The 18,861-nt window shown below is 52.6% G+C and carries 18 protein-coding genes; all 18 read right to left on the bottom strand.

The window, feature by feature from the left end; all coding sequences use genetic code 11:
- A complete protein-coding gene (gene tssJ / locus DW58_RS12120; protein ID WP_029592971.1) occupies positions 1-516 on the bottom strand; it encodes a type VI secretion system lipoprotein TssJ in 516 nt (171 codons plus the stop codon).
- A complete protein-coding gene (tagH, locus tag DW58_RS12115; protein ID WP_196811679.1) occupies positions 516-1,751 on the bottom strand; it encodes a type VI secretion system-associated FHA domain protein TagH in 1,236 nt (411 codons plus the stop codon). The genes tssJ and tagH overlap by 1 nt, the downstream gene beginning before the upstream one ends.
- Positions 1,736-2,734, bottom strand: a complete 999-nt coding sequence (gene tssG / locus DW58_RS12110) for a type VI secretion system baseplate subunit TssG (RefSeq protein ID WP_024550876.1) — start codon at positions 2,732-2,734, stop codon at positions 1,736-1,738. Before tssG ends, tagH begins: the two co-directional genes overlap by 16 nt.
- A complete protein-coding gene (gene tssF / locus DW58_RS12105) occupies positions 2,698-4,464 on the bottom strand; it encodes a type VI secretion system baseplate subunit TssF (RefSeq protein WP_029592969.1) in 1,767 nt (588 codons plus the stop codon). Before tssF ends, tssG begins: the two co-directional genes overlap by 37 nt.
- A 2-nt stretch (positions 4,465-4,466) precedes the next feature.
- Positions 4,467-4,898: a type VI secretion system baseplate subunit TssE gene (gene tssE / locus DW58_RS12100; protein WP_024548116.1), complete on the bottom strand. Its 432-nt coding sequence runs from the start codon at positions 4,896-4,898 to the stop codon at positions 4,467-4,469.
- 5 nt (positions 4,899-4,903) lie between these two features.
- Complete coding sequence (gene tssC / locus DW58_RS12095; RefSeq protein WP_024548117.1) at positions 4,904-6,382, bottom strand: type VI secretion system contractile sheath large subunit; 1,479 nt, start codon at positions 6,380-6,382, stop codon at positions 4,904-4,906.
- Between the two features lie 29 nt (positions 6,383-6,411).
- Complete coding sequence (tssB, locus tag DW58_RS12090; RefSeq protein ID WP_024548118.1) at positions 6,412-6,915, bottom strand: type VI secretion system contractile sheath small subunit; 504 nt, start codon at positions 6,913-6,915, stop codon at positions 6,412-6,414.
- A 940-nt stretch (positions 6,916-7,855) separates the two neighbouring features.
- Positions 7,856-8,254 carry a hypothetical protein gene (locus DW58_RS12085; protein ID WP_024548119.1) on the bottom strand — a complete coding sequence of 133 codons (399 nt, stop codon included), beginning with the start codon at positions 8,252-8,254 and terminating at the stop codon, positions 7,856-7,858.
- A gap of 171 nt (positions 8,255-8,425) precedes the next feature.
- Complete coding sequence (locus tag DW58_RS12080) at positions 8,426-8,692, bottom strand: type VI secretion system PAAR protein (protein WP_024548120.1); 267 nt, start codon at positions 8,690-8,692, stop codon at positions 8,426-8,428.
- A 69-nt stretch (positions 8,693-8,761) separates the two neighbouring features.
- A complete protein-coding gene (locus DW58_RS12075) occupies positions 8,762-9,607 on the bottom strand; it encodes an IdsF (protein WP_235047747.1) in 846 nt (281 codons plus the stop codon).
- Positions 9,608-9,659: 52 nt separating this feature from the next.
- Positions 9,660-11,261, bottom strand: coding sequence for a hypothetical protein (locus tag DW58_RS12070; protein ID WP_024548122.1), 1,602 nt, complete (start codon positions 11,259-11,261; stop codon positions 9,660-9,662).
- A gap of 113 nt (positions 11,262-11,374) precedes the next feature.
- Positions 11,375-12,187, bottom strand: coding sequence for a DUF4123 domain-containing protein (locus DW58_RS12065; RefSeq protein ID WP_024548123.1), 813 nt, complete (start codon positions 12,185-12,187; stop codon positions 11,375-11,377).
- Between the two features lie 103 nt (positions 12,188-12,290).
- On the bottom strand, positions 12,291-13,301 hold the full coding sequence (locus DW58_RS12060) for a hypothetical protein (RefSeq protein ID WP_024548124.1): 1,011 nt from the start codon (positions 13,299-13,301) through the stop codon (positions 12,291-12,293).
- Positions 13,302-13,393: 92 nt separating this feature from the next.
- Entirely contained in the window at positions 13,394-14,395 is a 1,002-nt protein-coding gene (locus DW58_RS12055; protein ID WP_024548125.1) for a hypothetical protein, read from the bottom strand.
- Between the two features lie 90 nt (positions 14,396-14,485).
- A complete protein-coding gene (locus tag DW58_RS12050; protein WP_035885961.1) occupies positions 14,486-15,496 on the bottom strand; it encodes a hypothetical protein in 1,011 nt (336 codons plus the stop codon).
- 82 nt (positions 15,497-15,578) lie between these two features.
- A complete protein-coding gene (locus DW58_RS12045) occupies positions 15,579-17,111 on the bottom strand; it encodes a hypothetical protein (protein ID WP_024548127.1) in 1,533 nt (510 codons plus the stop codon).
- A gap of 11 nt (positions 17,112-17,122) precedes the next feature.
- Positions 17,123-18,016, bottom strand: coding sequence for a DUF4123 domain-containing protein (locus DW58_RS12040; protein ID WP_024548128.1), 894 nt, complete (start codon positions 18,014-18,016; stop codon positions 17,123-17,125).
- On the bottom strand, positions 18,013-18,861 hold an 849-nt coding region (locus DW58_RS12035), incomplete at its 5' end, for a type VI secretion system Vgr family protein (protein WP_029592967.1). The genes DW58_RS12035 and DW58_RS12040, both read right to left, overlap by 4 nt.

Here is an 18,861-nt window from a genome sequence, read left to right as displayed (position 1 = left end):
TTATTCTTCTTCCAGCTGTAGTTCGACTTCATCCAGGCGCAGATGCACCAGAATCTGCCAGGCATGGCCGGTGTTTTTCACCTTGATGACCTTGCGCCACTCGGCGCTGTCCGGGTCGGCGTAGCGGGCGATAACCCCGATGTAGCGCACCTTTTCATCCAGCTTCACCGGCGGCAGGTATTTGAACTGGCCGGGCAGCAGGGTGTAGTCCTGGTGGTCGATGTAGTTTTTTGCCAGCGCCGCTTCGATATCGGCGGTCACCTGGTCAAAGTCGGTGGCGAGCAGGCGCGAGTCTTCAGAGAGCATCACAATCTGAAACTCCAGCGGCGAGGCCTCGCCGCTCTCATTGGGGTTCATATCCGGCTCCGCCACCATGCTGAAGGCCACGGTGGAGGGCTGATCGTTATTGCTCCCCACCTGGATATCCGGATTCATGGCGACATCCGCCATTTTGCCGAGCGTGGTACAGCCGCTCAGGGTCAACGCCACCAGAAAAACCAGTGCCGGTTTCAGCATTATGCTTGCTCCTGCTGCTCACGCACCGCACGGTCATACGCCTGGGCGTAGACCTGCTGGAACAGTCGCTGGAAGCCCTGCTGACGGCTGGAGGTCAGCTCCTGGAAGTAGTGTTCGTACATCTCCCATGCCCATCCGTCGTGCATCGGTGCCGCTTCTCCGCCGCGACGGTAGTGGCTAAAGCGTTTGAGCAGCACGTCAGGGGAGAACGCCTGCACCATGCTGTTCAGCGCCGCGCCGATAGCCTGCTGGTTGGCGACGTGGTGAACCCGAATGTTGCGCAGCACTTCGGCCACCGCCGCCGGGGCGGAGAGGTGAACCGGGCTTTTAGTCTCGGCGAACAGCAGCGCCAGGGTATCGTCGTAGCTCAGCCCCAGACGCAGCGGGTTGTCTTCGATCGGGCGCAGCAGTTTATCCGCCAGCGCCGCCTGCTCAGCCTGAAGGGTCAACAGCCCTTCCAGCGTGGCGCGCAGGGTTTTGCCCATCTCATGCAGCATCTCCTGCGCTTTCATGTCGTCGTGAAAAGCCAGCGTCTGCCCCAGCCCCTGCATCAGCGGCGAGAGCGACACGCTCGCGGTGCCATCGTGACTGCTGAATCCCTGCACGTCAGGGAGTTCGATAAATTCCTGATCCATCGTGTCCTCAATGCCCGAAAGCGCGTTAAGTTGCGGCACCATTCCCGGTACGCTCGCCGTGCCGTTGAGCATGGCGGCAGCGCTGTTGCGCTCCTGCTGTAGTACCCACATCGGGTCGTTATGCTTCACCTGGCCCGGGCGGTCTTCCGCCGGCGCGGTAAAGCCCCGGTAGTCGTCTCCCAGCCAGTCGTCGATGTCGTTTTCACGACGGTTACCAATGATCTGGTCCAGCTGCGGCTCAACCTGCACCGACCCCATAAAGACCCGGATACGGAACGGGCCGACCTGCAGTTCGTCCCCCGGCTCCAGGGCTACGCGGCGGTTGCGGCCTATCGGCGAGGTCGCGCCATTGATGTAGGTCTGACCGCTGAGGTCGCACAGGCAGTAGCGGCCATCCACCGTTTCGATGCGCGCATGCTCGGGCATCACCGCGCCGAGGCGCTCCTTGAGCTGCCAGTCGTCGCGATCGGAACCGCCCAGCGTGCCGCCCGCCGGTCCAAACTGATGCTGAACCTGTGAATTCCCTTCCAGTTGCTCGCTGTTGAGCACCAACAGCGCAAGTTGCTGATTACCGTCGCTCACCGTTACTCCTGTACGCATATCGTTACCCACGGCTCGGCCGGTGGGTTACCTAAAAAGCTGCTCCATCCCAGACTGGCGTAGCGCGCATCGCCGAGGCGCATGCCGCTTGCCTGATCCAGACCAAACCCCAGACGTAAATCCCACGCCAGCTGGTCGCGCAGGATGAATGACACAAAGCGCACCAGCGGCTCGAACTGGTCGCCGTTGGGCAGAAACCTGAGGAAGTCGCTAAAGCTCAGGTTGTTGATCTTCAGTAAAAACTTACCGGCGCAGTCGTTGACCCGTTCGCCGATAACAAAATCGTCGCCCAGACGGCTGTTGGCGCGCCCCAGGCGGTTCTGCTGCTCCTCGCACACCGGCACCTTTCGCGCCTGCCACACCTCGACCTCCACGCTCTCCAGGTCGAAGCAGTGCATCACCAGGCCGGCCACCACTTCCGGCGAGCGGCTGGGGCTGGCGAGCATCCCGGCGTAGGAGAGCATCTTGGCGCGGTTCACCGGCAGGCTTTCGCGCACCGCGTCGTTGCCAAGCCCCACCAGGGCAAACATCAGGCGCGAAAAGCCGTCCTCGCCGTTGTCCTGAAAGCGCACGTGGTAGCGATATTTACGCCATACCCGGTGCAGCAGCGTCAGCAGGCGGTGATGAAAGAAGTCGAGAAACAGCCCGAGCTTCGGCTCCTGCTGGGCGTACTCCCAGGCCAGGTCGTCGAGGTAGTAGCCCGGCATCGGCGACTGGCTGCCGTGCAGCCCCATAAACGCCACCTCCAGGTGGTGCATGCCGCTGTCGTCCTGAGACATCCCGACGATGTCGCTTGGGTGAAACCCGAGTGAGGCGGTGGCGCTAAAGCGCAGCCGCTCGTGGGCCGGATCGAAATCCTGGCCGCGCTCCGGATCCACCGCCTCCATGCGGTTGAGCAGCTCAACCAGTTGGTAGAAGGAGTAGCGCGCGAGCGCATCGCGGTCCATCACATCATCGAGTGTTGACCCGCCTGCACCGGCCATCGGTAACGCTCCTTGTTATCGAGGTTGTAGACCTCCAGCAGATGAAACGCGTTTACGCTGGCGTAAAGCGACAGGAAGTGCGCCAGTACGGTGCTGAACAGATACAGCTCCCCTTCACTGGCAAACGCCGACTGGCGGATCGACAGCACCGACTTCAGCCCGCGCACCGGCATGCCGCGCACCAGGCGGTCCACCGGTTCGGTGACGATCGCTTCAATTCCGGCCAGACGCTTACGCGAGGCCTGCTCCGCCTGCTTGTCGTAGAGGGTCGGGAAGTCGTAGGTGCGCAGCACCTGCACCAGCGCATCCCGGCGCAGCAGCGACACGTAGTTCAGCGACAGGTTGGAGATCAGCGTCCAGTGCAGGCTGCCATCCAGCGCCGGGCGCAGCGGGCGCGTCGGACGGATGATGTTGCGAAACGTGGCGAAGGTCGGCGACTCGCCGGTCGGGACGCAGAGATCCCCCACCAGCAGCTGTGCGGCCCGCGCCCGGTTGGTGCAGGTCAGGGTCACGGACACGGATTCATCCAGCCCCACCACTTCGGTTTCGTCGCCGCGCACAAAGGAGAGCGAGTGATCAAACCCGGCGCCGTTCACCGCTTCGCGGACGCGGATACGGTAGTAGAGCGCTTTACGCCCTTTGGCCCGCTCAATCTGGTGCTGGAAGCTCTCGAACGGATGGTAGAGGCGCTGATTGCCGCGCGCGCGGCCCGGCTGCCCTTCTACCCAGCCCTCCACGCTGTCCACGGAGAAGATTTCGAAGCTGTCGGCCTGGCGGTAGCTGGCCTTCAGCGGGTACTCCACCTGGCGGCCATTAAGATCGATAGGCTCGCTTTCGTGCTGGAACAGGTTGATCGCCGGGACGCAGTTCAACATGAACGAGTCCTTACGGATCTTCAGCTCCGGCGGAAGCGGGCTTTCAAAACAAAAATGGAGCTTAAAGCGCTCGACCGGCATCGGCTGATTCGGCCAGTCGCTGCTTTTAATCTGGAAAAACAAGAAGCTTTCCGGGAAGCAGAAATATTCCTGCAGTATGCGGTAGCCGGAATAGACGTTACCCGGATAGGGCAACAGTGCATCTTCCCGGTCAAAGCCAATGGTTTTCAGGGCGCTGGCAGGCAGCGGGAAACGCTTGCCGTCCACTTCCACTTCAATGTGGGAGAGTTTGCTGGCCAGCCAGAAATAGAGTTCATACGCGGTCCAGCCGTCGCCGCCGAGGTAAAAGCGCAGCTTATCCAGCTCCAGCTCGCCAAGGGTCAGGGTGCTGTGCAGGGCAATATCCAGCGTGATGGCGGAGGCGTCGTTGCCGCTGCGGGCGCTGATGTCGGCGATGTCCGCTGGGTAGACCCACATGTCGTGGCAGGTCTGGAAATGGCACACCACCTCGTCGCGCGGCACGCTGTCGAGCGGGCAGCCGCGGGCCACGAAGGCCGGCTGAGCCAGCGCGCCGGGGATGGCCGAAAACTGCACGATGGTCATGCTCGGCACCGGGCGCAGGTAGTTCGGCCACAGCATGTTGAGCAGCCCGTGCGTCAGCTCCGGGAACTCGTCTTCGATTTTTGCGCGCAGGCTGCCGGTGAGAAACGCAAAGCCTTCCAGCAGACGTTCGACGTCCGGGTCGGTGGTTTGCTCGGACAAAAAGCGCGTCAGTTCGGGATGGGCCTGCGCAAACTGGCGGCCCTGAAGGCGAAGCCAGGCGAGTTCATCCCTGAAGTAGTGTTCCAGCTGCATAGTCAGATCATTCTGTAGTGGCGGTGGCTGTCCATATGGACGTTGAACGAGGTAACCTGCTCCAGCTCGTCGAGGCGTACGTGCGCGGTCACCCGAAAGGCCATTTCGAGTGGGGTGGAGATGTTGTCCGAGAACGACACCTCCACCTGCACGATGCGCGGTTCGTAGTCGCAGATGCACTGCCGGATGGCTTCGCGAATACGGCTGCGAATATCGGCACTGCCCTGCGTCGCGTCATTTAAATCGATGACGCCAAGATCCGGTGCGCTGCGGCAGTTGCCGGGACGCGTATTGAGCACTCTGTCGAGCTGGCGTTTCACCGAGCTAATCAGAGAGGTCAACTGCGCGTCCGGCGAGCTGCTGCGCTCTTCGCCCCGGATCCTGTCGAACAGGCTGGCGGCGCTCCCTCTGTCCCATGACGAGAGAGACGACATGCCGGTTACTCCTTGTCCAGACGACCAACGAGCGACAGCTCGAAGTTGGCGCCCATGTATTTAAAGTGCGGACGCACGGCGATCGCGACCTGATACCAGCCCGGCTCACCCTCAACGTCCAGCACCTTGATCTGCGCGGCACGCAGCGGACGACGGCTACGCACGTCTGCCGGCGGGTTCTCCTGGTCAGCAACGTACTGCTTGATCCAACCGTTCAGTTCACGCTCCAGATCCTGGCGCTCTTTCCAGGAGCCGATCTGCTCGCGCTGCAGCACTTTGATGTAGTGCGCCAGGCGGTTGATGATGAACATGTACGGCAGCTGAGTACCCAGCTTGTAGTTGGTCTCCGCCTCTTTGCCTTCGCGGGTGTTCGGGAACACCTTCGGCTTCTGCACCGAGTTCGCCGAGAAGAACGCCGCGTTGTCGCTGTCTTTACGCATGGTGAGCGTAATGAAGCCCTCTTCCGCCATTTCGTACTCGCGACGGTCGGTGATCAGCACTTCGGTCGGGATCTTGGCCTGCAGCTGACCCATCGCCTCATAGACGTGAACCGGCAGATCGGAGATGGTGCCGCCGCTCTGCGGACCGATGATGTTCGGACACCAGCGGTATTTCGCGAAGCTGTCGGTCAGCGCGGTGCCCATCAGGTAGGCGGTGTTGCCCCACAGGTAGTGCTCGTGGCTGGCGCTGATGTTCTCTTTGTAGTTGAAGCCCTTGATCGGGTTCTCAACCGGGTCATACGGCAGACGTGCCAGGAAGCGCGGTGCGGTAAGGCCCAGATAGCGGGAGTCTTCGGACTCACGCAGCGAACGCCACTTGGTGTAGGTCGGGCCTTCGAAGACCGACTTGAGGTCTTTGATGGTCGGCAGATCGGCAAAGCTGTCCACCCCGAAGAAGGTCGGCGCAACGGAGGAGATAAACGGCGCATGCGCCATCGCCCCAACCGCACTGACGTACTGCATCAGCTTGATGTCCGGTGAGCTCTGGGTCATGGCGTAGTCGCCAATCACCGCGCCGATCGGCTGGCCGCCGAACTGACCGTAACCGGTGGAGTAAACGTGCTTGTAGAAGCCGGACTGGGTAATTTCCGGCGCGAACTCGAAGTCCTCCAGCAGCTCCTGCTTGGTCGCGTGCAGCATGAGGATCTTGATGTTTTCGCGAAAATCGGTGCGATCGATAAGCAGCTTCAGCGAACGCCAGGAGGACTCCAGCTCCTGCAGCTCGGCCGCGTGAAGGATCACGTCAACCTGCTTGCTGAGCTTCTTGTCCAGCTCAACGATCATGCTGTCCACCAGCGCTTTGTTCACCGGCTCTGCCGCATTGCCGCTGTCGAGAATGTTGGCAACCAGCGCCGCGATGCCCTGCTTCGCTACGCTATAGCCCTCATCGACCGGCGTAATGCGCGCCTGCGCCATGATGTCATCAAGCAGTGAGGAGGACGCGCCCGCTGCGGCAACCTGAGGTTGTTCTTCAACCGTAGACATGTGTTATTCCCTTTCGGTTTGCCGCGTGGTTATTCGGCGGGTTTCACTAAATCCAGCTCTTTGAGCAGCTGCTCGCGCGCTTCGGAACTGGCCAGCAGATCCTGCAGGCGATTACGGAACGCCGGAATATTTCCCAGCGGCCCTTTCAGGGCGACCAGCGCTTCGCGCAGCTCCAGTAATTTACGCAGCTCAGGCACCTGTTCAGCGATGCGATCCGGAGAGAAATCCTCCAGCGAGGCAATATTCAGCTTCACCGGCATTTCATCTTCGCTGTTTTCTTCAAGGCGGTTTGGAACGAGGAAATTCAGTTCCAGATTGGCCTCTTTCATTACCGAGGTGAAATTATTTTTGTCTACGGAGACCGTCTGGCGCTCCTCGATCGGCGTTTCTTCGGTGCGGCCTTTCATATTGCCGATCACCATCATGGTCAGCGGCAGCTCTATTTCAGCCTGTTGCCCGCCGGTAGCCGGAACGTATTTAATATTAATACGTTCCTTCGGCGCCACGGAGGCTCCGTCAATTCCTTTTCCCATATTCTCACACCAGATTCATGTTATGAGTGACTCATTAAGGTTCAAAAGATGGGCCTGCGGTATATTACAGGCATGACGAACAGGCGATGGTTAATCGATATTTTCGTCGTGCGCATTTTTTGAACCCACAATAGCATTGCTTTGTAAGGCATTTACTGATTTGCGATAAATACCTTAAAAAACAGCCAGATGACCATCTTTCATTTACCGTCAAAAACAATATTGCTATAGGAATATTATTGGGTCAGAGCCTACTAATATTGGTAGTCCGATCATAGATATCTACTGTCTCCTTGTAACGATTTCCCTTAGTACAGCGAATGGGGTCTGCCAGAATGCCGCCCGAAAAGCCTGTTGCTCAGCGGTATTATCCAATTGTTGTGCATTCTTTAAGAATTAACCTATTTTTTACCCGATCTGCATCTGTTAATCCAGTAAAAAAGGCAATTTTTTGTGCCTTATTGCATCCATTAAATACTTCTACTAACGCGATTGATTAATAATTAAATTACCTAAGGCAAATTAATTGACTTATCACAAAGATATATCATGTATGAGACGGTGATTAATATCGCCTTCTGCGTTAGTGGTTTCGTTAATAAGCGGCACTGATTTCCGTTAGGGACAATAATATCATACCAAAGAAGGCATGGAATATATTTTGTGCGGCTGCAATACAAACACAATGCATTGATCAATTATTGATCGATATATTACCCCAGGGTAATTACTTTATTATTAAGCAATCGTAAATTGTATTTTAGCAGTATTGAATTATTAGCAATGACAGAGAAAGGAGTATGGGTTTCTGAAAGAGGCAGGTATTGAGGAGGGAGCAGTCAGAAGTCAGGAGGCCACAGGCAGGAGGCAGGCGTCAGGCAGGGTGGCGTCACGGCGGTGCGCCACTCGGGGTTGGGCAGGAGGGAATCGTCAGTTCACATCAGCAGGTGCCGGCAACGTCACCGACCATCACAATCACTCCGGCCTCGTCCATGCCCTGAGCATTCTGAATGGTGGAACTGTAGAACACCTTCTTATCCTGAATGGCGAAGGTTTCCATCTCGGTGACACCGTCGATGCTGCGGTAGCTGGTCAGCGCGGTCGGGTTGAGCACCGTCAGGGTACGCGGGTCGCCCGCCTGGGTACCTGGGCCTGGCATAATCGAGGCTTTTTTGCCGTTGATGGTGATATGCAGGGTGTAATTGGGTTTATAGAGGTTCTGGAATTTCCACTCGCTGCGCCCGCTGGTGAACTCCCCTTTGAAGTTGTTCACCACCCAGCAGTCGGCGCTGGCACCAAAAGAGGCGCAGGCCAGCAGGAGTAACAGCATTTTGTTCATAAACGTCCTTATTGAAGTTGACGGCGGGCGCGCTCGCGCCCTGCCGCCGGACGGGGCCGGATATCGGCAGCATCGGTTATCTCTATATCGCCCGATGCGCGGTCAACTTTAATGCTTGTGGATCAGAAGGCGAGAGAAGCGAGGAAGGTGGTCAACGGCCAGCGGCGCGTTTCAACCAATATTAACGGTACCGCCGCCGATCACGACGCCGCCACAGCCCACCGCATCGCCGGTGCGGGCGGCGGGTTTACCGTCGACGAACACCGTACCGGAGCCGGCGGCAATGGCGCGCGGATGACCGTGGTCGGCCAGCGGATCGCCAACCCGCGCCAGCGGAATGCCGTCAACCTTGACGGTGGGTGAACCGGCCGTGACCGGCGTGGGCGGATGGCTGCCGTGGGCGGTGCCGGTATCACCGACTTTTACTGCGTTTCCCATACTGTGATGTCCTTATTGGGTAGGTGATGAAGACCGGGGCAGGCTGGCCGCCCCGGCGTAACAGCGCGGTTAGCGAACCAGCACAACCTTGCCGTTGATAAGCGAGAAGTACGGGTTATAGACGTACACCACTTCACCGCTGGCATTCTGGAACTGCAGCGGCGAGTTCTGAAAGAAGCCGGCGGCAAGGCGGAACAGACGGCCGCCGCGATAGGTTTTCAGCTCATAGTCGCCCCAGACGATCGGCACCGGGGTGTACTGCTTATCCACCACGTGCTCCGGGAAATCCGTGGAGAGCAGCACAACGCCGGGCGAGGTACCCTCTGCATAGGCCATCTCTTCGCTGGAGATACGAGTAATCTTTTTCAGCGCCTCCATATCACGCGCCTGAATCAGCTTCCAGATGTCGGCATAGGCTTTCTGGATCAGCGGCAGATCTTTTTCGCTCACCGGAGTGGCATCGGCCCAGGCCCAGCGCGGAAGCCCTTTGGCCGTCACGGTGCTCTCAAGCTTATAGAGGCCAAAGTCGTTGGGATTTTTGGTGGTGCCTTCCAGCACCCGGGAGTGAAACGCCCCGCCCTGATAGTCCGCCGACTCTTTCGCGGTGATATGCCCGTTGGCATCCACCGTCAGGGCAAACTCGGCCAGGGTTTCGCTGTTGTCTTTTGTGTCTTTGCTGACGGTAAGCTTGCAGGAGGAGTCCGGGTAAAGGGTATCCGGGTCTGCATGATCCTGCGGGCCCATCAGCAGTTCAATCGTGTTCGGCCCGTTTTCAAGAAACGCCGTCAGGTTGAAGCCGGCTGACAGGGTACCGAAATCGGCGGTGGTGCTGTCGGCGGCGGGAAAATCATTCACCCGTAGCAGGCAGGTGCTTTTATAGGTTTTAAACGAAAACAGGTATTTTTCAGTAATCATCTCATCGGCCCTGGCAGAAAACGTCGTGAACAGTAACGAACCCAGTAATGCGCTAAGCGAGATTAAAGCGCGCGGTTGAGTTTTTCTTTTCCAGCTTGTCATGGATCACCCACTCCTTTTCAATATTGTCGCCCTTCCCTGATTTCCCGGTCGATGTGGTACTGGCCGGAAGCCCCTGGGGTCGTGAGACGCGTTCGGATTTCGACGCCAGGCCAACGTTGTAATTGACGTATACTTTTGCAACGATGCCGTTATGGTAAAATACCAAATCAAGCTTATCTTTCACAGAGTTATCTAAACCGAGGCAGCCTTCGGCCACCGCTTTTCCGCCCACGGTTAACGCCCCGTTGGCGATATAAATACGTATGCCCGCACGCACATTTGCCTCAATGGTCAGCTTCAGTTTGGCTTCGGCGCTGTCGACTTTTTGCCACTCCCACTTACTTTTCGCGTCAGATTTGAAGGCCAGCGTCAGCGCAACCTCCCCTTCCGCCACCAAATCGAACTTCATGCCGACAAACGCCGCATTGCCGCCATCCTGATAATTTTGCTCACCCGACGCCAGGCCTTCACGAACCGCGGCGAGCACCACATCCGCGCGATACCACGCGGCAAACGCCTGCAGCAGATCGAGGGTGATTTTCATCCCTACCAGCGGCGCCAGCCCGAGCGATACCTGCCTTTCGATGTAGAGCGACTTGGAGTCGGCGTCCTCTTTCAGCTCCCCGCTGCCCTTGATTTCCAGCTTGGGGAAGAGGATTTCGGTGTTAAGCAGCTTAATTTTCCCGCCGCCGTCGTTTGTCGACAGCGCTTTGGTGACGGTATCGATGGTCTGCATCGATTTGTTGATAAGCGAAATGCGCTGGGCCTTGCGTTCAAAGTCCTTTTTCAGCGAGCCGGAGTAGTCCTGACTCAGGCCCCCCATTTTGGCGGTCAGCTTGCCTTCGATCTCCAGCGAACTGGTGATGGAGTAGCGGGGACGCCGCGTCCAGCCGCGATGCCCGCGCTGCGGCATACCCTCGCTGGCGTTCTGCGCCCGCTGCTGCCGGCGAAGCTGCTGGTCGCTGTACTCATCCACCGTCTGCCCGGCCCCGATCGAGACGCTGGTTTCCCATTTGAAGTCCGGGAAGATATTGATATTGGCCCACACCGTGCCGCTCGGGGCGAGATTGATAATCTGGGATACCCCGTCGGCAAACGTCAGCGGCTTCTGGACAAACGACTCCCCGCGGCACTGGCCGACGTGCAGCATGTACGCCGTTTTGGGCATCACGGTCTTTACGTCTTTCGCCAGTACGTAATCCACCAGGAAATCGATGGAGTCGAACCGATCGAAGAAGCGCACTTTGCTGCTGTCGAAACGCGCCGGGTAACTGGTGACGCCGTTATTAAACGTTTTAAGGGTTTTACTCTCGTCGATGCTGTAGATCTCGCCCTGCGGACACTTGGGGTTGTGTGACACGCAGGCCTTACCGGTTAAGGTCAGGGATAACGGCACGCCCTTGCCGCCCTCGTCGATAGCATCAACCGAATCGATAAAGCCGTTTTGTTTGTACGTGAACGTCCTGTCTTTTACCTTCAGGGTAAAGGCATGAATACAGGTATCAGGATTTTTGCAGTTACACGATGGCGAACCCGCCGTCAGACTTGTCATTTTTCATCCTTAAATATGCAAAGAACGTCAGCCCAAACTGACAGGGATGCTTTCAGATAACACAGCGTGTGGATTTGCGCAGAAAGCGTGCGAAGGGAGTAATGCAATGCGGCTTATAAAGGAACGTCACCCAGTTCCTGTATCAGCAGCGACTCAGCTTTATAGACGCCCTCCTCACCTTCATCACTCAGCACGGCTTTGTAGTGGGGAGGAAAGGAATCGACCGTGAGACACTGCTTCTCATAAAACAGGCGAAACAGGCCACGAATGCTGCGGTCATCGGTAATGCCCTGCGCTTTAAGCCAGCGGAAGGTAGTGCTGATACCATCTGCGTTCAGCGTACCGGGGTTGCCTTGCCATTCAGCCATTTTCTCAATGAGCTGATCGATGTAGCGCTGTTCGAAAATGTCCCCCAGCTGTTCCATTTGTAGCGGGGTAATTTTCATAATCTTGCGTCGGGAACTGCTGCCGCGAGGATACTGCTCTCGCAGGGCTGCAAAATCTTCGCTACGTTCGCTGCCTTTATAATGCGTCGAAATCGCCTCAACAGGACCTAAAAACGAATGCTGATCCCAGGGGGTCAGTATCTCAAGCATTGGCCAGATATTCCGCGGGTCGTAGAAGCGGAATATTACCGGCTTCTCTTCGTCCGGGATTTGGACATGAAGGAATTTCCGCAGATGCTGGCGCAGAGCTGGCATCTCAGCGGCGCTTTTAATGAAGATCCCCCACGGGGTTTCACGCGTCAGTAACCAGTCCTGCACCTCTGGGGTGACCTGCACCAGCCAGGGCGCCAGACGACCAATCTCGTCCGGTACGGGATCGGCATAGAGGCTTGCATGGGGAGGATCGAGATCCTCAAGCATAGCGAATAGCGCAGGCTCGGCAGCCGCGTCAATTATTGCCCAGTTAACAGGAGTACGCATTTTTCACCTTTTTTCAGAGTGGATATGCAAGCGTGTAATGAAGCTGATTCAAATGACTATTGTGAGTCCCGCAGGGTTGCGGGTTTTGGTCAATATGCTGTGATCAGATGACGGGGATAAATTTCTCATCGACCATGGAAAAAATGGGCGAATAAGTACCGATAACTTCACCATTTTCGTCATCCTGAACCAGATAGGAAATGGGTGAGAAGCTTGGTGTTGATTTATTAACAAATTTCACCATCCTCCCTTTATTCATCACTTCGACCTTATAGTCTTCCCACTTAATGGGAATCATTTTAAAGCCAGGATTTTTTAAATCAGCCACAAATTCTAAATCATCGTAGATGCTATTGGGATCAGAGTCTGTAGAGAAACTCCACGCCTTTAAACTTTCTTGCACCTCAGCTTTTATAACGCTATCTTTTTGGGAAGCAAAAGCTTCCCATAGATTTTCATATGCCTGCTTAAGTTTTAATAGCTGTTGTGGAGTTCCAGTGTATGGCGTTGCTTTAGTCCATTTCCATTCAGGCAGTCCGCTGACTTCCACTGACCTGGTAAATCTATAAACATACATCCCCTGCGGGTAATCATACTCATTGTAATAATCGTCAGGAAAATGCCCTTTCTCAGTATCGTTTGCCAGGACTTTCTCTACTTTAGCTGTGCTTTGCTGATGACCTTTGACGCTGCCATTTTTATCATAGGGTTCGCCGTCACTGTTTATTGCCACATCCAAACTTTGTAACGTTGTAGATTTACCATTTTCATAGGCAATCAGGGAAACATGACAAGAAGCTTGAGGATTAAAATCCTCTTTCTTCTGACGATTGTCATTAACGAACCAGTTCACTGAACCTAACTCCAGTGAGATATCATTAATACCGTTCTCAAGTAATAGCATGGAATTAGTACTTGCTGTTCCAAACCCCCTGCCAGCTAAAGCTGAATTACGATTATCGAGGCCTAACACATCATTAGTCTTTATCGCGCAAAACGCAGATTTGATATCAAAAACGGATCGTATGGATAGCTTATTTTGCACGGCCCATATATCAGATGTGAAAGCGAGCAATGTCAGTAACCATGCCCTGGTGAGGCTTGCATTGAACATAAGCTATCCTGAATTATAATTTATGCGTGAATAGCAGCGATTTGCAATCGCTACACATAGTTATACAAATACATAATAAGAGAATGCGATATTTATATTACAGGGATAAACCTTCCATCAACCAAAGAAAATATCGGCGAGTAAGTTCTAAGTCTCTCATTGCCATTCTCATCAAGAATATAATAAGTCAAGAGTGAATAAGTTGGTATGCTTTTATTAATAAAACGAACCAATCTCCCTTTATTCATCACCTCAATTTCATAATCGTTCCAGTTAATGGGGATCATCTTGAAGTTTTTATTTTTAAATCCATCCACAAAATTGAAGTCATTGTAGACATCATCCGGTTCACTTTTTGTAGTTATCGCCCAGGCATGTAATGATTCATGCAGTTTTGCTTTTATAGCTCCATCATTTCTGCTGGCAAAGTCATTCCAAAGATCCTGGTATTGCTGTTTTAATGCTTGTATCTGTGCAGGATTTGCTACGAAGCGAGTTGCATTCACCCACTTCCACTCAGGCAGACCTTGTAATACGATTTTTTTTGTGAACCTGTATAATTCCATATTCACTGGAAAATAGTCTTTATTAAAGTAATCTTCCGGGAAGTGACCCTCTACTACTTGATATGCCTTTATCTTTTCAGCATTGATACTGATACGCCCTTGATCATTACCACTTTCAGAAACGTAGGGCGTCATATCCTTATTAATTGTGACTTTGATATTATCTAATTGCGTAGCTTTACCATCTTTAATCTGCACTAACGATAGCGTACAGGATGAGTCAGGATGAAATCGTCCTTTGTCTGTGCCATCGGAAAACCAATCTAGCGCTCCGAACTCTAAGGTAATGTCATTTTCACCATTTTCTAAAGCCAGCATCGAATTCGTGCTTGATGTCCCATGCCCGCTACCTGCTAATGCTGCACTTCTGTTACTGCTATTGAGCACGCCGTTAGTTTTTATAGCGCAGAATGCCGAGTTAACATCAAAAATAGTCCGAATTGATATAGTGCTATTTTGAGACCATGTCAGAGGTGAAATAAACATCAAGAATGTAAGGAATAACGCATTTAGTCTGGTATTCTGCATTAGTGATTTCCAGGCGCTTTATAGAAATGCATAGCGACAGGATACTGTCGCTATTTGCTATTCTTTGCAGCAAGGTTAAAATCGTCGATACTATATTACCGGAATAAACTTCCCATCAACAAGCGAAAAGATAGGGGTAAACCATTGCATATCATTACCTCCATCTTCATTTTTAACGTAATATGACAAAGGATATACAGTGGGATCTGATTTATTTACAAACCGGACAAGCCTTCCTTTATTCATTACTTCAACTTTATAATCATCCCAATTTATCGGGATCATTCTAAAGCTTTTATCCTTAAAGTTAGTAACAAACTGATGACTATTATATAATTCATCTACATCAGAATCAGTAGCGATAGCCCAAGCGTTTAATAGTTCTTTCATGTTATTTTTTATGGCGTAATTGTCTTTCGCTGAAAATAACCGCCATAACTCTGCATACGCATTTTTTAACGCCTGAACCTGTTCGGGTTTGCCGGTAAAAGGAGTCGCTTTAACCCAGCGCCATTCCGGAATACCTTTAAGAGAAACCTTTTGCGTGAATTGATAAATTGTCATATCTTTAGGAAAATAATTTTTGATGAAATATTTATCATCAAGGTGTCCTTCCTCAACTTGCCAGGCTACTATTTTTTTTGACTCGATTTTCTGCTTACCCTCGTCATACCCTATCGCTTGAGGCACACCTTTGTCATTGACTGCAACCTTTATCTGGGCAACTGTTTTTCTTTCTTCTCCAGAAAAAATCGTCAAAGCAACATTACAATATGAATCTGGGCTAAATTCATCACGCACTTGATGTTTGCTATGTTCATCAGAGAACCATCCTAATGCACCAATTTCGATCGTAATGTCATTTATTCCATTTTCGAGGGCAAGCATAGCATTAGTGCTTGATGTGCCCATGCCCACTCCCTCAAGTGCAGAATATCGATTATCCATGCCTAATACACCATTGGTTTTAATAGCGCAAAAGGCTTTATTTATATTGAATAAGGAACGTATCTTTATTTTATTGTCAGAAGCATATGTATAGGATGTCATAATATAACCTAGTAATAAGACCCCTGCCGCTACAGCAGTTTTAATAGACATTACCATTCCTTATGAAGATTAATTATCATGAAATAAAAGCCGACAAAGCTAATCTCCATAATGCCATTATAGAAAAACGATATCAAGCAATTAGCCGTGATTTTCCAAACAAGTTAACTCTCACAGGCGAATTTTCTATTTCATGAGGTTTCCCTAGCACTATTTTTTCCTCATATTGCTTCGATTTTTTAGTATTGAAATACTCTCCTCTTCTATCTTCGGCCTTAAATTCAGTTTCAAATTTCAAATCAATCACAATGCCATCGTGATAACAAACTAAATCCAGTCCGTCACTGTGATTATCAAGCGCTACTCCAAGAGACGTTTGAATTTTAGTTGAGCCGCCAATATGAAATTTGAATGAAACATTTGCCCACAGGGCCTCTTTGTCATATGCAGCGGATATCTCACCAGTCAACCCACCCTGTAGCTTGGTTCCTTCACCCGTATCAAGCGTTCCGGTAAACGCCTTTCCATCGGGTTCAAAGAATTCCCAGCTTTGATTTTGTAAGGTGGCCGCAATTGAAATATGAAGGTCCAAACTAACCATAATATAAACATCTAATGCTTTTGATGCGATTAGTTTATTGCAAAACTCAACAACTTTGGCATTGCGGGATAACATTGCCAGCAGTGGTAAAATGTTCAATTTCAAATCAGTTTTCAATAATGGCGCTGCTACAAAACCGATATAATGACTTGAATTAACAATGTCATCTAAACGCTGATAGGCATACGCCACGCCCATTTGCACAGGAGCAAAGTTAATATTTAAAGGTATCATCTTGCGAGATTTAACCTTCGAATCCTTATCTTCGAGAAGATTATCTGCTAAGTTGGATATAAATTTTTTAATTTTATTAATCTGTTGTATTGTTTTATATCTCTCGATTTTCTTAGTTGCATACGAGAAATCTTTCGAACGTTCAAAACCGCCTACGTTAAGCTGATATTCAGCACTAACTTTATATTCTTTAGCAATCTCAAACTGATCTGTGTGTAAGGTCCACCCACTACGAAGCTTGTTCTTATTTTTTGGCTTCGCATTTTTCATGTTTTTTTGTGCGGCAATTCTTTCTGACGTGCGCTCTTTCCACGTTCTTTCTCTTCCCTTTTGCTCATAGCTAAAACCAATGCCAACCTGAAACTCTACTGTCGGGTATACATCTATTTTAGCGTAATTACTGCACTGATAGCAGCCCTGTGTAATCAAGTTATATTCATTAGGCTCGCTAAACATATCTGTAGGTAGCGCTATATTGTCTAAGTAATCCCAGAGAGAAGACACTTTTACAGGTCGAGAAAATGCGTCGCCAGGCTTTTTGAAATATAGCTTCACCGGCGTTGCTGCGCCGGCTTGAAGTGGTATTTTCTCATCATCATTCTCAAGGGTAGCGACAGGACAATCTGGTTTCCCACATTTACTTTCTAATTGGATCGTCCCATCACAACCCTTCCCATCATCAAGCAGGCTTAGATAAATTTTTTGTTCTTCAGGCCAAATGTGCTTTTTCTTATCAAACTGATCGATGGTAATAGTATGCAAACACGGATCCGGGTTATTACAGGTAGCGCAAACAGTACCGGCTTTTAAAGATAAGTTATTACCTGCCATATGCTATTCCTTTAACGTGGAATGTGACCTAATTCCTGCTTCAGTAGCGTTTCGGCGCGATAGTGGCCGGGTACATCGCTGTTATTGAGAATGGTCAGCCAGCCCTCGGGCATCGCATCAACCGTATAAACCTTTTTATCCATCATCAGCGTCAACATCCCGCGGATGGAGCGGTCATCCTCAATGCCTTTTGATTTACAGAATGCAAAACACTGGGACACGGTTATGCCAATCGAAGCGTCCAGCTGTTCACGTAGTGCGGTGAGTCTCCGCCGCTCTTCATCAAGCAACCCGTAAGCGGCGCTGGATGACACCGACGCGATGCCCGGCATATAACGCACTTTGGTTGCACCGGTCAGGGCTGCAATGTAACGCGCTTCTGCCTGTTTATTCAGTGCATCCAGCTGGGTTTGATCGAGCGCGAACACTTTTCGGATGCTTTGTGCCGCAAAAGGGAACTGCTTACGCACATCCTCAAACCCTGCTTCACGTTCTGTCCCCTCGTACACCGTTTCAATCTTATCGATTGGGCCCATTACGCTGTGGATTTGCCAGTCGGTCAGCACCGAGAAAAAATCCCAAACGGTACGCGGGTCGTAGAAGCGGAAAAAGACGGGTTTTTCCTCACCGGGTATCTGGACCTGAAGAAATTTTCGCAGATGCTGACGCAGATCTTTCATCATCACCGCGGCGTAGAGATAGATCCCCCACGGTGTGGTTTTGGTCGCAAGCCAGGCGTCAACCTCCTCGGTAACTTCAAGCAGGTAGGGTGCAAGCGCAATCAGCTCGGGCTGCAACGGTTCGGCATACAGGCAGCTGTGCGGCGGATTATATTCTGCCAGGAAATTAAGCAGCCCCTCCTCATTCGCGCCATCTATCACTGCATACTTCACCTGCTGGCTCATGCCTTCTCTTCCTTATCTTCCTTCGGGCAGTGCGCGACAAACATCGTGCCCTGCGCCGCGGCGGCTTTCAGAATCGCCGGGTCCGCCGGGATCAGCAGATCGCCAGGGCTGCCCCCTGAGTTAAGGTTGATGGCAGGGCCTTTGACGTCCACACCACCGGCATGGACCACCACGAAGCTCCCCCCCACCCGAAGCGTGAGCTTGCTGCCGCTCTGAATGGTCAGGTCGCCGGCGCTGTCGATGCTGAACACACCGGCAATTTTCTGCGCGAGGTCGCCTTTTACCTGGATGCCCACATCCCCTTCCGTAAGCGATACGCGGTTGCCGGTGGTTTTATGATCCTGGTTGCCCTCAACCGTGATCTTACGGTCATTGGCGATCACCAGTTCGTCGTCATGCCCAATACTGGTGGTGCGGTTGTACTCCACGCGTTCATCTTTGGAGTTGAGCACCCGCACCGCCATATTTTTCTGGGCGCGCAGAAACACTTCCTCTTTTCCGGCTTCGTCTTCGAACGAGAGTTCGTTGTAGCCATCGCCCTTGTGGGTGTCCGAACGCAGGACCATGCGTGTTTTATGCTGCGGCAGCGGATAAGGCGAGAGGTTGGTCGCATGGTAGGTGCGCCCGGTGACGATCGGCTGGTCCGGGTCGCCCTCAAGGAAGCTCACCACCACCTCATGCCCGATGCGCGGGATGGCCACCATGCCGTACTGCCCGCCGGCCCAGCCCTGGCTCACCCGCACCCAGCAGGAACTCTGGTCATTCTGCGTCCCGTAGCGGTCCCACGGGAACTGCACCTTGATGCGTCCGTATTTGTCGCAGTAAATCTCCTCCCCGGCCGGGCC

It is taken from the genome of Siccibacter turicensis LMG 23730, assembly GCF_000463155.2.
Taxonomy (GTDB): domain Bacteria; phylum Pseudomonadota; class Gammaproteobacteria; order Enterobacterales; family Enterobacteriaceae; genus Siccibacter; species Siccibacter turicensis.
The sequence above is the reverse complement of the archived record's forward strand: the minus strand, read 5'-3'. Positions and strand labels throughout refer to the sequence as shown.